The organism is Lacticaseibacillus zeae subsp. silagei, assembly GCF_030770335.1.
Lineage (GTDB): Bacteria > Bacillota > Bacilli > Lactobacillales > Lactobacillaceae > Lacticaseibacillus > Lacticaseibacillus zeae.
In genome coordinates, this window is the sequence record NZ_CP132484.1 from 583,492 (window position 1) to 598,545 (window position 15,054).

A 15,054-nucleotide genomic window follows, 5' to 3' on the forward strand; every position below is an offset into this window, starting at 1 on the left:
GAGCCTGCATATAAGGACCTTGGTCGCAATGGCCTAAGCCCGGGCCATCACGCCCAAGGCCGCTTATACTCCGACTCCTAAGCGCGCCAGCTCACGCTCAGAGAGGGGTAAGCATGAAACGAAAAATTCTATTTGGCCTTATTGCACTGCTGGGCATGTTTTGGCTTGGCAATCTGCATCAGGTTCAGGCGGCTGAAGGCGCAGGTTTCACGATTAGCCCCGCTCTGCCGCAAAATCAGATTGACAAATCCACGTACTTCAATTTGCTGGTCAAGCCAGGCGAAACGCAGCGATTGCTCATTTACGTGAAGAATACGAGCGATCAGGCTAAGAAGCTAAAGGTCAGTCCAGTCAGTGCGTTCACGCAAAATAACGGAACGTTAGGCTATTATCCTAATAACAAAAAGGACAACTCGGCCGAATACACATTTGCCCAGTTGGCAAGTGAGCCGCAGACCATCGACGTTCCAGCCAATGGCCAAGTGCCGGTGACTTTTGATGTCAAAATTCCGGAACAAGGCTTTACGGGCCAAATTCTCGGCAGTTTGTACGTTGAAGACCCGAATGTGCATAAAAGCGGCGGTGGCGGCATGGCGATTAATAACAAATTTGCCATGCTGATCGGGGTGGTTTTGCAAACTTCAGAAACCGAAGTGGCTCCTGATCTTAAGCTGATGCAGGTCAAGCCGGGGCTGCAGGATAACCAGGCAGGCGTTTTGGCGACCATTCAAAACTTCAAGCCGCGACTGTTTGGCGACATGACGTTAGACGGCAAAGTGTACCGGCAGGGATCAAACGAACCGTATTTAACCCGACATGAAAAAGGGTGGTCGTTTGCCCCTAACTCACATTTTGACTATGCCATTTTCACCAAAGAGGCGCTTGCTCCCGGAACCTACACCTTGGATCTGACTGCCAAGGCTGTCGGGAAAACCTGGCATTGGCGCCGTAACTTCACGATTACCCGACAACAGTCGAACGCCATTGAAGAAAAATTAGGCCGGACACCGCAAAAAACGCCTTGGGTATGGATCATCATTGCGATCATCCTTGCCGTGGTGATTCTGATCCTGCTTTGGCTTATTTGGCGGCAACGACAAAAGAGAGACTTGTGGTCTGAAGTCAAGGGAGTGATTCAAATTATCTAGACTTGTTTCATTTTTCAGAGGGTATACTTCCCCCAGCCCAGGGATTTAGTAATTTCTCTAGGTGAATCTAAAGCCCTAACTTGACGCTTGGCGCGCTAGACCGCTTTGGCTGGTTTATACAACTCGTGGTTTTTAAGTAATGCATAGATCACGCGTACCAGCTTTCTTGCAGTCATGACACAAGCACGTCGGTGTTGATATTTTGGCACCTCCCGGTATTTCTTGTCGTAAAATCTGGCAAATGTGGGATCATGCGCTCTTACCGAGTTGGCAGCTTCAATTAGGTAATAGCGTAAGTACTGATCGCCGTTATGCGTGCGCGGCGTTAGTTGCCGCTCACCGTTTCCGGATTGACTTCTGCGCCAAACCAGTCCGGCATAGCTTGCCAAACTAGCTTCACTCGGAAACCGTTCAATCTGACCAATTTCAGCCAGTAGTCCAGCCGAGTAGACTGGGCCAACGCCTGGAATACTTTGCGTTGACTGTGAGCCATCAATGACGGCACACAGGTCGGTGATGCTCTTGTCTAGGGCTTTTAGTTGCTTTTGTAACATCCGGATCTGGTTGATGTAAATCGCCATGACCTGGTCAACAGAATCGGCAACCGTCTTGCTCAAGCGATAAGAGCTACGGATGGCTTTTTGTAAGGCCTTAGCGATCGCCTCTGGGTCACCAAAGCGACCGTGGGACAATTGGTTAAGATCTTGAGTAAGCGTCTGTAAGGGCATCTGAGCGATTTCGTCCAGTGTGTACTTTTCACCGCTAAGCACCGTCATCATCGTGTTTCCGAACACAGAAGTCGGTAGCTCAGCTTCCAGTGTGTTCAATCGGAAGTACAGATTGTTGAGGAAGTGGTTTTTGCCATCTGTAATTTGTTTGACGATGTGATACCGTTCGCGGGTGAGCCGCTGTAAGGCAATGTGTTTCTCGTCGCGGGTCACTGGCACTTGATACCGGCCAATGCGCAGAAAGTCTGCGATGTGGAAGGCATCAATGGTATCAGTCTTGTCGTCATCAAACAATTGGCTGTAACGATGAGTCATCTTGGGGTTCAACGTGACGACAGTGGCATCCAACGCACTGAGCGCTGAGCTTTGTTCAAAGTAAAGTGTGGGGTGGATGTTGTACACCGAGGTGGCTTCCATGCCAATCACGATCTTTAGTGAATCATCTTGGCGTTTAGCCCATTCCAGGATTAATTTCTCAATTTGGCCGGCCCCGTCAGGGGTATTCGTGGTCTTGTCCTGGAAAATAACCTTCTTGGCAGAATCCAAGCCACAGTAATCAAGCTTTGCTTTTGAAACATCAATACCAACATTCAAGTTCATCGAATTGGACCTCCTTTCTGTTCTGATTTATGGATAGGCTTGGGCGCTGCGCGATATTCCCTAATTATGAACCTACAGTACTTCCTCGCAGTATGAGCAGTCTGTCTGAGGATCAGTAGCTGCTCGGTGAAACGCGAGTCACCGAACTGATCTCCAGCCCCCGCAGCTTGTGGTTTGTGCTTGTTCGATTCATCTGGGCGGCAGTCTCGGGGTGAAGTCTAGCAATAGCTAGCAACAGGAGGGAAAAGCCTATACCAGTTGGACCCAAATCCAATGAACAACTAGAGAATATCACGCAACATCCAAGTACGGAGCTATCCAAGAACTTGGTTGTAATTTAAATATACGAGGAAGGGAGACTGATGGCGAAAAGAAAGCGTAACTTTTGGTTCTTGATGCTCATGATGGTCGGTCTCACGGCAGGCGGAGCCGCAGCCCATAAGGTGCACGCCGAAACATCAGTGGCGCAAGTCGAGCTCGTCGGCGAATTGCCGTCAACGGAACCGGATCCGACGCCACCACCGACCCCAAAACCCGATCCAAAACCCGATCCAAAACCCGACCCAGGAACCGATCCGAGCGGAAAACCGAGCGGTGGCGATCCAAGTGATCCGACCGACCCAACCGATCCGGCTGGCGCAACCGATCCATCCAATGCAGGCGATCCGCATGGTGATCAACATGGACAAGGACAATCCATCCTTGACTACAGCCGCCTTCCGCAAACAGGGGATGCGGTTCAACCATGGCTGATCGTCATTGGTGTCGAAGTTTTGTTGATTGTTATCTTAAGTGCTGTGCTGATGCATGGACGCTCACGGCAAGGAGGTAAAAAATGAAGAAAAAGACTTTAATCATGATTTGCCTCGCTGCGGTGTTCAGCGTGATGATTGGCCCGATACAATCCGTGGCGGCAGCTACTTGGCCGGTTCCGAGCACTTATCCGTCACCGGGCGAAGGAAATTTTACGAGTTTGAACGGTGTTTTTTCACCAGTCAGCACGCAATCTCATATGATTTCAAATGGTGCAGATGAAGTTGGTCTTGAGTTGAATGCAAATTTAGCAAGTCAAACAGGGAGCATTTGGAGTAACCAACCCTTTGTCGATTTAGATAAAAGCAGTTTTAAGTTGGACATGCGAATCTATTTGGGTAACACCACGAGTGGTGCGGATGGCCTTGCTTTCGCGCTGACATCGGACAGGTCAACCAAAGTGTATTCAGGTGGTGCGTCACTCGGCATCTGGGGGATTACTGGTAAGAATGGTGGCAAGCCGATCGACATTGCCACAACCGGTTTGCCAAACAGTTTTGCAATCGTGGTTGACACCAAGAGAAGTCGTGATGGCCTGATTGTCACAACAGGTATGGATCAAAGGGTTGGCTACCCCGTAATTGGCTCATCAGATCAATACATTGGCTCTGGGTATCCTGGCCAGGCAAGTATGTATGCAATCGGGTTTCCCAATTATAAAACTGAGCTTGAATTCAATAACCCGGAATTTCCAAATGAAGCCAAAGTTTTAAGTGGTAAAATTACTAACGGCTCATGGCAAGATTTGAGTGTGGAGTGGCATAAGACTGCTACGGGTGGGAATTTGATTTATAGATTAAGCGGGACAGGTTTTAATACTGTCACGCGCGCACTCACATGGACCAATCAACAAATCAATGACATTTTTGGCTATAGGCGCAAGCTGTATCTGGGCTTCACGAGTGCTACCGGTAATGCCTTTGAACCGCACGTGGTCGCAATTAAGAGTTTGGCAGATTTTATCACCGTCAAGCCTGAGGTCACGTTAAAGCGTGAAGGTCAGGTCGTCGGAGAAACCACAATCCTGCAACCTGGCGATCAGTTAACCTATGATTACAATCTTAATGTCGATAATCTTGATGGTAGCCCTTGGCCAATGCCGACAATCACCTTACCAAAAGGCGAGTACTTTGATTATCTGAAAGCTGATGGAGAGCCGGCCCAACCTGGCGACGAGTTGGAAGTGACGTTAACCGTTGACGGCGTCGCGGGTCCGAAAGTTAAAGCGATTGTTCAGGCTGACCAGAAGTCGGCTGTTATCACGAACATGCCGGAGTTACCAAAAAATAAAAACACGACGGTAACGTTTAGCTTGCCAGCGCAGGTGAAATTATATAACCTGAGTGCCAATCAAGCTTTTAGTGATGATGCTGGAACGGTCAATGGTGGGTCGCCAGCTACGGATTACAAGTTAGTCAATACGGCTGATAGCTCAAATAAGATTAAGTATGTCCTTGGTGCCCACACCGGCGACCTGTTTTTAACACATGTACCGGGATTCGTTTTCAAGAAATATACAGGCACATTTGTCGATCCAGGTGTTGCGGATATTATTCGCGGTATCCCCGGCGACAATTCGCTGCCGTCAAGTTCCGAAGACTTCAAAAAGTGGTTGAATACGCTTGAAGGTGGTGGCACCGAGGACTATCTCGAAGTGCTTGATACCCGTCCCGATCAGCCGGGGTGGCACCTTCAAATGAAGCTTTCACCGTTTAAACTGGATGGTGGGGATTATGTTCTAGGTGACAACGGCAGTCAAACCGGTGGTAAAGCCGAAATCGTGCTGATCGATAATGAAGGCACCGGTGAAGTCGCACGGGTGAAAGATAACAACGATACAGTCACTGTCAAAAACATGCCAAGTGGCGGCGGTACCTGGCAGATTGGTGACAGTGCGCGGCATGCACAAGCCTTGATGACCGTTAAGGGGACACCCTCTGTCCGTGCCGGAAAATACCACGCAACCGCCACATGGACACTTGCGCACGCACCAGAATGATGCGTTACCAGACAGGAAACTCCCAAAAATCGCAAAAATGAGTTGAATTATTCTGAAAATGAGAATATGCTATGGACAATTCTTATTTTTGAATGTTGAGTTGTCAGGATTGCGGTTATAGAGGGGTCTGCTAATGAAAAAACATTTTACACGTTCTCATTTACTGCCGGTCGTTGTTTTGGGCACACTGGCCTTCCTGCTAGAGCTGCCCATTCACGTTTTGATTGCCAGTTTCACCGGCTTCCTTTAGTCGATACTGGCTCTGGTCAATCAACGAACAAAAAAGAGATGCTGAAAGTTTCGGGATTTTCCCTAGACTTTTAGCATCTCTTTTTGATGTCAGGTTTTCGATTTTTGCAAGAGTTGGTGAATCAATCGTTTTTGCAGGCTCTGAATTTTTTTGATTGGCAGCGCCTGCAACAAAGTGTTCAAGACAATGAGGATCCCCCCGAGCCATTCTGCCGGGCCAAAAGCGATGTGCAGGCGGGTGACAGCAAGTGTGGTGGCGGTTAGCGGTTCGAACGCGCTTAACATGCCGGTTGCCACAGGTGAAATGTAGTTGAGGCTGCCGAGTACCAGCAGATAAGCGAGCATGGTGCCGAAGATGACGACAAACCCAATTGCGCCTAGATCTGGCAGCGTGAGCATTGGGTTAGGATGCAGCACGTACTGAGGCAAAAATGGCAGGCTGCCGAGCAACATGGACCAGCCGGTGACGGCGCGCGCATCATATTTGGCCAGCAAGGTTCGCGGCAGCAACGTATAAAGCGCCTGACTAACGCCGGCCATAATCCCCCAGAAGATAGCGGCAGGGGCGAGCTGTAAACTAGTGAGATGGCCGCGCGTGACGAGTAAATAGGTGCCGATCAGGGCTAAGGTGATGCTGATAAAATCGATCCGCCGTGGCATTTGCCGGGTTGTCAACGCCATGTAAAGTAAAATAAATACCGGCCCTAAAAACTGCAAAATCGTCGCAGTTGCAGCATTGCCGGCATTAATGGCAAGGAAATAAGTCAATTGGGACGGTACCATGCCGAAAAAAGCAAACAAAATCATAAGACCAGCATCCCGCCGATTTTTCCAAAGCGCCAAAAAAGAGTGTGGGTCGCGCACGGCACTCCATAACACCAGTAGCAAGCCAGCAAAAAAGAGTCTAATACCCACGAGCCAAAGCGGCTTAACCCCGGAATTGGTAAAAAGCGTTTGCGTAAAAATACCGCTGGCACCCCAAAAAATGGCGCCAACAACGGCAAATGTAACGCCTTTTATTTTTCGATTCGAATCGTTCGTAAGATGAGCTTCAGTGCGCGGCATAGCAGTATTCCTTTCAAATTAAGACATCCAGACTACTATACGCAAAAAGAACCTGGTTGGCTAGTTCGTGTTAATTTGATCAAACTTGACGCACGTGCGTGGAAGCTTGCCGGCATTTTGCTCGATCAATCCAAATCGCCCCTAAAGACAAATTTCGTCTTAAGGGGCGATTTTAGAATGATGTTCATTTTTGGAATGTTAAGTGCTTATTCTGGCTCAGTGTTGATTCTTAATTCGTAACGGAGATTGGTGCGGTAAAAGTGCCCTAGCAGCAAGCCAAACGTCAATCCAAATGCTGTGAGGAAAAGTGGGAAAATCCAGCCACCAAGAAAGCCGCCGACAAAAATAATGATAACTGCCGCGATCGCACCTATAATGACGCTGATAACGCCAGTGGATCCCCCGCGAAAGTTTGCGTTGGTCGAATAGATACTGGCAAACGGAAATTGACTGCCTACCAGTGGCCAGCCCATGATTAACGTGATGCCATAAGTTAAAATGATGACCGCAATACCGGCCACTAACGCATCAAAACCACCGATGGCTGTGGTGATGACGGTAATCAAGACAAGTGGCAACAGGAATAAGCGGGCAAACATGGCCTTAACCACACCGCGCAATAATAATCCATGCGTTTTAAACGGGACATATTGGAAAATTGCCATGGCTTGAGGCTGGCTTGAAAACCGCAGATTGACTAAAGCTGGTGCAAGCGCCACGATGACACCGATGCCGGCGTAAGCAATAAAGTGGCTTGCGGACTTGAAACTCATTTCCCGCAATTCATTGCCGATGAAGACTAACGGTAAAATCAGGCCATATGCCAGTTGCGGATAAACTCGTAATTTGTAGTCACGCTCACTGCCTAATATCCGCCAACCCAAGGTGAAATAAGTGCGTTCTTCACCAGGACGTGTCATTAAAGCACTGAGACCGCGGAACCACCAGCCGAGTTTGCGTGGACGGGCGTTGCCTTGATTTAGTTTTTCCAAATAGACTTCAAATACACCAGAGAAGTGAAGAAAAGTAAGGGTCATGGCAATCGGGATCACGACGCTTAAGCTAGCCAACATGAGGCTTAAAGCTGTTACCTGCCCGGCAAATAGCATAGGTAAACCAGCGAACCAAGCAGGGAAGGCTGGTATGAAAAGCCAGCTAAACTGGTCACTGATGGACGCACCGAAAATCGACATGGATTGTGGCAATAAATTAGGCAACTGGCCGCCGACATAGATGCCGATCATCAGTAAAATCTGCACCAGATTCAACATGTTCCGTAAGCGTTCACCGTCAAAGAACCGCAAAATCAGCAAGTAGACAAAAAGTGCCAGCATCAGACTTAAGACACCGCTGAATAGCAGTGCGATGAAGCCGCCAATCGCAACAATCGGCCCATAATGAAAGCCGCTGATGACAATCCCGGGACCGCCCATTGCCAGCAGCGTCATCCCTAAGTAGAAACAAATATTGAGAAGTCGGGCAAAACTCAACGTTCGGTCATTGACACCGCGAGCGGCAAAAACCGTACGATCACGCGGATCAAGAATCAAACTGGAGTAACTGGTTAAAATTGCCAGAAAACTCGTCAACAGTTGGACGGTCATGAACATGGTAAATGTGGTCACGATTGATGTGGGAATAAGCAGTAACAGCCCTAAAACTGCACCGAATAAAGTATTCCACAAAAAGGTTTTTCTAAGACCTGAACCCGTGCGACGCTTATTGTTGTTAAACATGCTGCCTAAGCCACTCGATTCACGGGAGGCTAGCAGACTCTTAGTTGCAAGGATCAATCGTAACTGGTCAAATTGAATTCCGCGTTTTTCCAACGTCGGGCGGAGTCGGGTTAACCATGCAAAATTTTTCGGTAGCGGTAATGCCGCTGGGTCAGTTGGTTCCGGCTCCGCTTTTTTAAACCTGTTCATGCGAGTCACCGCCTGTCACGATATCCACGAAGCTTTGGGCTTTTTGACCATGTTCCGCAAAACCGGTCAGATCATTGAAGAGTTGCTGCAAGTTGGTGTCGGCTTCCTTGGCAATGGCTTTGAATGGCCCATCCGCCACCACCGTCCCGGCGTTTAAAACGATGATCCGGTCCGACAATTTTTGGACGACATCAAGAATATGGCTAGAATAGAAGATCGTTTTGCCTTGATCGCGCAAATCCTGAAGCACTTCTTCAATGACCAGCACAGTGTTAGCGTCAAGCCCGTTCAATGGTTCATCCCAGAATAAAATGTCCGGATTGTGCAGCAAACTGGCAATAATCAGAATCAGTTGCCGCATCCCTTTTGAATATGATGAAATTCGCCGATCAAAAGCATCGCGTAGGTTAACCAATTCCGCCAGCGCGAAGGCCTTTTGCTCGGCATCGGCGGCGCTCAAACCGTAAAGTTGGCCAATGAGGCTCAAATATTCCCGCGCCGTTAACGCATCGAAAACATCGGCGCTTTCCGGCACATAGCCGATTCGCCGTTTATAACTGGGATCTTTAGGGCTAATCGGTTGGCCGAATAATTCGAGTGTGCCGTCATCTGGCTCAAGCAAGCCGAGCATCATCTTAACCGTCGTACTTTTACCGGCGCCGTTGGGACCGATATAACCAACAATGCTACCAGGGGTGATTGAGAAGTTGAGATCTTTCAATACTTCTTTGGGTCCGAAACTCTTCCGAATGTGACTGAGGGTCACGATGAGTTCTGTCATAAAAATGGCCTCCTCTTGACCGAGTTGTCTACATGCTGTGATGCGCTGATTATGACAGAAAAGATTATTGTTGTATAGGGAAATGCTTGTTGTATAACGCCGCTAAAAAAGCCTATAAAAAAACACCAAGCGTTCTGCTTAGTGTTAAACTAGTCTGCTGTTCGCCGGACTAGGCCAAAAGAAATCGTAATAAAAAACAAAAGGAATTATTCAGTTCGTGAACCGTTTAAAGAGTGGACGAAGAATAAAATACAATATTGGCACGATAAAGGCAGTTGCAATTGAGTTGATGACAGTTGCCGGGAGACTCAAAAAGGCACCGACAATTGCGGTTTTAAAGATCGTTCCGACCATGAGTGCTTCAACGATGCCAGTGAGATAAGATGTAACGATTTTCGTTAACCCGGCAACGATGCCAATGATGATGATGTTGCGCGGCTGATCGTCATGCTTAAACGCTTTGACAAGCGCGCTGACAACGATTGCCATCACGATCGCTTCCAAGACCGTCAGCCAAGAGGTGGCGGCATAGCCGTTCAGCAAGTCGAATCCCCCCAAGCCAATCGCTGCTGCTAAGCCGCCTAGCCGCCCGCCTAAAAAGAGAATGGCCAGCACCATCAAGGGATTGCCAAAGTGAATAAACGGCCGACCGACCATCGCCGGAATCGGAATGCGTAATAGTGAAATCCCAATGTAAATAATTGCGGCGAATAGTCCGGTGAAGATGATATTTTTTAAAGTGTTGTGCGATGTTTGCATGTTTTACCCTCCAAAGATGAGCGTGAGCCCGCGCGGTTAGAAGCTGGCAGCACGCTAGCGTATTGTATGATCTAAGGCAGTTGCTTACTCAGTGCCGGGATCACCCCAGCGAGATTTAACCCGTATTTCGGGTCAGCATCAGCGGCCAATGTGGCTTTAATTGCTAAGCGTGCGGCCACCATGGCAGTTGCCGCTGCTTGCCGCAAGCGCTGGCCTTTCAGCAAGCCAGTTGCCAAGGCCGCAGCGAAAAGATCGCCAGTGCCAAAATAATGCCCGGGTTCTTTAGGCTGTGCCAGTGCCAGCGTTTCTCCAGACGCATCCATCCCGACAACGGCAATCTGCTTATGAAACGGCACCCCGGTGATTAAAACTGCATTGTGGAATTGGGCGTGCAGGCGCTTAGCCAACGCCATCACGGCTGACGGTTCCGTCAATGCCACCAGTGGCTCGTCTAAAAGCAGTTGTGCTTCGGTGATGTTCGGTGTCAGAACTGTGGCGCGGTAGGCTAACTGTTGCAACGTTTCGACGTAGGCGGCATCAAAACCTTTATAAAGCTTGCCGTCATCTGCCATAACCGGATCGATCAGGACCAGCGGCGCAGAAAGTTTTGGCAGCCAGCGTTGCCATTGAAGCGCGGCATTTTGGCCAAGATAGCCGAGATAAATGCCGTCGGGTTGTAGTTGCAGTTGTTGCCAATGGGTCAGAATTCCAGGCATCTCGGAACTCAGGTCAAGATAAGTATTAGCGCCCAGACCGCCAGTGTGACTCGACAGTAAGGCGGTCGGCAACACATACGGCGTCAACCCCAGACCGGCCGCTAACGGCAAAGCCACGCCCATGGAAACTTGGCCGACACCGCACAAATCCTGACTAATGATCAGACTTTTCGTGTTCAAAGTATGAATCCTTTCTAAAAGTATAGGTGCTTAACAAAGAGCATGCGCAATTTTTAACGAACTGTCAATGAGCTTTTTTATATATTGGCACAAACTGGCTTCCGTGCAAACTAAAATGGCCCTGGCACCGCGCCGGGACCATTCATCATTGAAGGTATCAAAATCAGTTAAGCATTCCGAATTGTCTTTGTTGCCGTAGCAATTCGTTTAACAACCGTGGGATTGTCCATGGTGTAAATGTGGATGCCATCAACACCATGCACTAATAAATCAATAATTTGATCAATGGCATAAGCAATCCCCGCATCGCGCATGGCTTCTTTGTTGCCGGAAAAATGTTGCATCATGGCGACAAATTTTGGCGGCAAATTGACGCCAGCCATGGTGGCCATGCGTTCGATTTGATGCTCGTTGATCACCGGCATAATCCCGGCTTCGATGGGCACGTGAATCCCTGCAAGCTCGGTGCGTTCGCGGAAACGGTAGAAAACCTGATTGTCGAAGAAAAGTTGGCTAATCAGTTGGCTGGCGCCAGCATCGACTTTTTCCTTAAGGTGACGAATGTCGCTGACTACATCTGGTGATTCGGGATGTTTTTCCGGGTAACAGGCTGCCACGACATTGAAATCGCCGCGCTGGTGAATGTGTTCGATTAAATCGCAGGCATAAGGGAAGTCGTTGCTGACGCGGCCGCTTTTGGGAATATCACCGCGCAAGGCGAGAATGTTATCAATGCCGGCTTCTTGAAAACCGCGTAACTCTGCGTCGACCTGCGCACGGGTGAGCTGGGCAGCCGGTAAGTGGGCGACCGGTTCTAGATCAAACTCGTCTTTGATCAACTTGGCGACCTCCAGTGTGCCCATGTGTGGCTTATTGCCATTCGCGCCGAATGTGACGGAGACAAAATCAGGATCGGCTTCTTTTACCGCATCGAGGGTATTGAGAATCGGCGTTAACGCAACGTTACTGGCATTTTTGCGCGGGGGAAAGACTTCAAATGAAATGACTTGATGATCTTTAAAGCACTGGTTGATTTTCATGAGTGAGTTCCTTACGTACTTGTTTAGCCGCTGCGACCATGTTGATCAAGCTGGCCTTGGTTTCCGGGACATCGCGGGTTTTAAGTCCGCAATCAGGGTTAATCCAGACATGATCAGCCGGCAACCGTTTCAGAATTTCGTGGATGATGTGGACGATTTCGTCTTTGGAAGGAATGCGCGGCGAGTGAATATCGTAAACGCCGGGGCCAACGTGGGTCTGAAAATGGGTGGCTTTGAGAATGTCCAAGAGGCTGAAATCAGAGCGCGCAGCTTCAAACGAAATCACATCGGCATCAAGATTATCAATCGCCTTAATGATGTCGCCGAACTGCGAATAACACATATGCGTGTGAATCTGGGTCTCCGGTTTTACTTTGCTGGCAACGAGGCGGAAGGCTGGGACTGCCCAGTCCAGATACTTGGGATACCAGTCTTTTTTGCGTAGTGGCAGATTTTCCCGTAATGCCGGCTCGTCGATTTGAATGATTTTGATGCCATGCTTTTCAAGATCCAGCACTTCATCTTCTAGGGCCAAAGCAATCTGCTCGACGCTGGTCTTTTGACTCAAGTCCTCACGCGGAAACGACCAGTTGTAAATGGTGACCGGTCCGGTGAGCATGCCTTTGACGAGGTGGTCGGTTTGACTTTGGGCAAAAACCGTTTCCGCCACTGTAATCGGTTTGGTGCGTACAACATCGCCCCAAATGATCGGTGGTTTCACGCCACGGGTTCCGTAACTTTGTACCCAGCCATTGTCGGTGAAGCGGAAGCCGCCGAAGTTTTCGCCAAAATATTCAACCATGTCGTTGCGTTCAAACTCGCCGTGAACCAGAACGTCCAAGCCGATTTTTTCCTGGAATCTGATCCAATCGACTTCTTCTTGATGATTAAATGCCGTATATTCGGCTTCCGTGATTTCATGGCGGCGGAACTTAGCCCGATTGCGCCGAACTTCTGCGGTTTGCGGGAACGAGCCGATGGTGGTTGTCGGCAGTAGCGGCAAGTTGAATTCCTTAGCCTGAATCGCCAGCCGGGTTTTGCGATCCGGTGTCCGCTTGTAGTCCTCGGGCGTTAAGGCAGCAATTTTGGCGTTTAAGGCTTTATTTTCCTCGTAACGTGGCTTGCTGAATAAGGCGACGTTAGCCTGATAAGCTTCGTGATCGGCGCCGGTGTGGAAAATAGCGTCAAGTTCGTGCAACTCATTTAGTTTTTCTTCAGCAAACGCCAGATATTGCTTTTCTTCAGGCTTGAGATGCGTTTCGTTGCGTAGTGTATAAGGGACATGCAATAGCGATGTGGAGGTGCTCAACACAAGCTTGTCCGTGATAGCTGACAGCTGCTTAATCGTTGCCAAAGCATCGGCATAGTGCGTCCGCCAGATATTCTTGCCGTTGACGATGCCGGCAAACAAGGTGGCATGCGCCGGGAAGCCGTGCTTTTTCAGCAGATCGAGGTTCGCATAGCCTTCCACAAAATCCAGGCCGAAGCCATCAAAAGGCAGTTCGGAAATCCGTTCAAACGAGTCGGTTAAATCGCCGAAATAAGTCTGGACCAGAATTTTGGCAGCGTTCTTTTGCGCGAGAATCGGCGTATAAAGTCGTTCAAACAAGGCTAAGTCAGCATCGGTCTGGTCATAAACCAGCGCCGGTTCATCAAGTTGAATCCATTCGGCGCCGGCTGCGTGTAGCCGCTGAATGATCGTGCTATAAGCGGTGATTAAGTCGGCTACGAAATCATCCGGAGCAACATCAATGAAGCGTGACAGTTTCAACAACGTGTAAGGGCCGATTAAAGTCGGGCGCGCCGCGATGCCTAATGCTTTGGCCTCTTGATATTGCTCGAAAAGTTGCCAGTCCGTCACTTGAATGTGCGTGTCGCGATCAAATTCAGGCACCAGATAGTGATAGTTGGTATTGAACCATTTCTTCATGGCAAGCGCCTTAACATCACCGGCATCGCCTTGATAACCCCTCGCCTGGGCAAAGTAGGTATCAAGTGGCGACAGGTTCAAGTCCAAATACCGCTTTGGCACAATGTTCAAAAGGTTGGCAACATCCAAGGTGTTGTCGAAGAAAGAAAAATCGCCTGTGGGAATCTGATCAATACCCGCGGCTTGAATGGTTTCCCAGTGCTGCTGGCGTAATGCTTGAGCTTTTTCCTGCAGCTCCTGTGCCGTAATCTGGTGCTTGAAATACTTCTGAGTGGCAAACTTCAATTCGCGATGTTCACCAATTCGTGGGTAACCGATGATGGTTGTTGTCATAAGAAAAACCTCCTAGTTAAAGTGAGCGTGAGCCAGCCCGTTTAGAAACCGGAGTGTAAGCGGCCTCAGTCGTGATGGCCCGGTCTTGGCCATTGCGTCTGAGGTCCTTACACGCAGGTTTCTGGGCTGGCGAACGCGTTAAGAGTGAGCGTGAACTGGCGCGCTTAGGAGCCGGAGTATAAGCGGCCTTGGGCGTGATGGCCCGAACTTAGGCCATTGCGACCAAGGTCCTTATACGCAGGCTCCTGCGCCAGCGAACGCGTTATGAAGCAGGATGTCAATCAGTCCAATGATGAATTGAAGAACACTTGCTAATGAATCGAAATGAACTGTCGAAAGACGTGGTTTGCAATGGCGCACAGGTGTTGAAAAATGAAAAAAGCCGTCCTCGACCCAGACAAAAATGTCTAGGCCAAGGACGGCTTACCGTGGTACCACCTTGGTTTAAAAGCCGCTCACACGACTTTCCTCAATCAGTCCGACAGCCATGCTGTGAGACCTAACGCAATAATGGGCGTCCCCATGTGTGCTTTGCTCGCGCTCGACACACCTGCATCACCAAGACCATATTCGTTGCCATTTCCAGATGTCCTTGCACCAAAATAGACACTCTCTAAGCAGGAAACCAACAACTACTCATCTTTCCGCATTTCAATGTTGCGACTAGCATACTGACAATTATGGCAGCTGTCAAGATATTTATTAAATTAAAATGAAGCCTCTTATGACTGTGAACGCATAGAATTCCGGAAAAACATATGTTCTATTCTCATTATTTAGCCAATAAT

General features: G+C 49.0%; 11 protein-coding genes. 3 read left to right on the forward strand and 8 right to left on the reverse strand.

The features are described 5' to 3' along the window. Positions 1-113 precede the first annotated feature (113 nt). Positions 114-1,148, forward strand: a complete 1,035-nt coding sequence (locus tag LACZS1_RS02780) for a WxLIP family cell surface protein (protein WP_306402773.1) — start codon at positions 114-116, stop codon at positions 1,146-1,148. 95 nt (positions 1,149-1,243) lie between these two features. Here the strand turns inward: LACZS1_RS02780 and LACZS1_RS02785 are convergent, their stop codons facing one another. Then, positions 1,244-2,476, reverse strand: a complete 1,233-nt coding sequence (locus LACZS1_RS02785; RefSeq protein ID WP_070650064.1) for an IS110 family RNA-guided transposase — start codon at positions 2,474-2,476, stop codon at positions 1,244-1,246. Between the two features lie 362 nt (positions 2,477-2,838). Between LACZS1_RS02785 and LACZS1_RS02790 the strand changes: the two genes are divergently transcribed. Together LACZS1_RS02790 and LACZS1_RS02795 are read left to right on the forward strand one after the other, a co-directional pair. Next, positions 2,839-3,315: an LPXTG cell wall anchor domain-containing protein gene (locus LACZS1_RS02790; protein WP_070652070.1), complete on the forward strand. Its 477-nt coding sequence runs from the start codon at positions 2,839-2,841 to the stop codon at positions 3,313-3,315. Then, positions 3,312-5,288 carry a WxL domain-containing protein gene (locus tag LACZS1_RS02795; RefSeq protein WP_070652071.1) on the forward strand — a complete coding sequence of 659 codons (1,977 nt, stop codon included), beginning with the start codon at positions 3,312-3,314 and terminating at the stop codon, positions 5,286-5,288. The genes LACZS1_RS02790 and LACZS1_RS02795 overlap by 4 nt, the downstream gene beginning before the upstream one ends. 339 nt (positions 5,289-5,627) lie before the next feature. On the opposite strand, the gene LACZS1_RS02800 is transcribed toward LACZS1_RS02795, so the two are convergent. The 7 genes from LACZS1_RS02800 to metE all read right to left on the reverse strand — a co-directional run bounded on the left by LACZS1_RS02800 (position 5,628) and on the right by metE (position 14,266). Next, the gene (locus tag LACZS1_RS02800) at positions 5,628-6,602 is read right to left on the reverse strand and encodes an EamA family transporter (RefSeq protein ID WP_070652072.1); all 975 of its coding nucleotides are present in this window, start codon (positions 6,600-6,602) and stop codon (positions 5,628-5,630) included. A 206-nt stretch (positions 6,603-6,808) separates the two neighbouring features. Then, on the reverse strand, positions 6,809-8,527 hold the full coding sequence (locus tag LACZS1_RS02805) for an ABC transporter permease (RefSeq protein ID WP_070652073.1): 1,719 nt from the start codon (positions 8,525-8,527) through the stop codon (positions 6,809-6,811). Next, positions 8,514-9,308 (reverse strand): ABC transporter ATP-binding protein, encoded by a 795-nt coding sequence (locus LACZS1_RS02810; protein WP_070652074.1) that lies wholly within the window; start codon positions 9,306-9,308, stop codon positions 8,514-8,516. Before LACZS1_RS02810 ends, LACZS1_RS02805 begins: the two co-directional genes overlap by 14 nt. A 210-nt stretch (positions 9,309-9,518) precedes the next feature. Further along, a complete protein-coding gene (locus LACZS1_RS02815) occupies positions 9,519-10,067 on the reverse strand; it encodes an ECF transporter S component (RefSeq protein ID WP_010491115.1) in 549 nt (182 codons plus the stop codon). A gap of 71 nt (positions 10,068-10,138) precedes the next feature. Then, on the reverse strand, positions 10,139-10,963 hold the full coding sequence (locus tag LACZS1_RS02820) for a PfkB family carbohydrate kinase (RefSeq protein WP_070652075.1): 825 nt from the start codon (positions 10,961-10,963) through the stop codon (positions 10,139-10,141). A 167-nt stretch (positions 10,964-11,130) separates the two neighbouring features. Next, positions 11,131-12,003 carry a methylenetetrahydrofolate reductase [NAD(P)H] gene (gene metF / locus LACZS1_RS02825; RefSeq protein ID WP_010491119.1) on the reverse strand — a complete coding sequence of 291 codons (873 nt, stop codon included), beginning with the start codon at positions 12,001-12,003 and terminating at the stop codon, positions 11,131-11,133. Beyond that, positions 11,981-14,266 carry a 5-methyltetrahydropteroyltriglutamate--homocysteine S-methyltransferase gene (metE, locus tag LACZS1_RS02830; protein ID WP_070652076.1) on the reverse strand — a complete coding sequence of 762 codons (2,286 nt, stop codon included), beginning with the start codon at positions 14,264-14,266 and terminating at the stop codon, positions 11,981-11,983. Before metE ends, metF begins: the two co-directional genes overlap by 23 nt. Positions 14,267-15,054 lie beyond the last annotated feature (788 nt).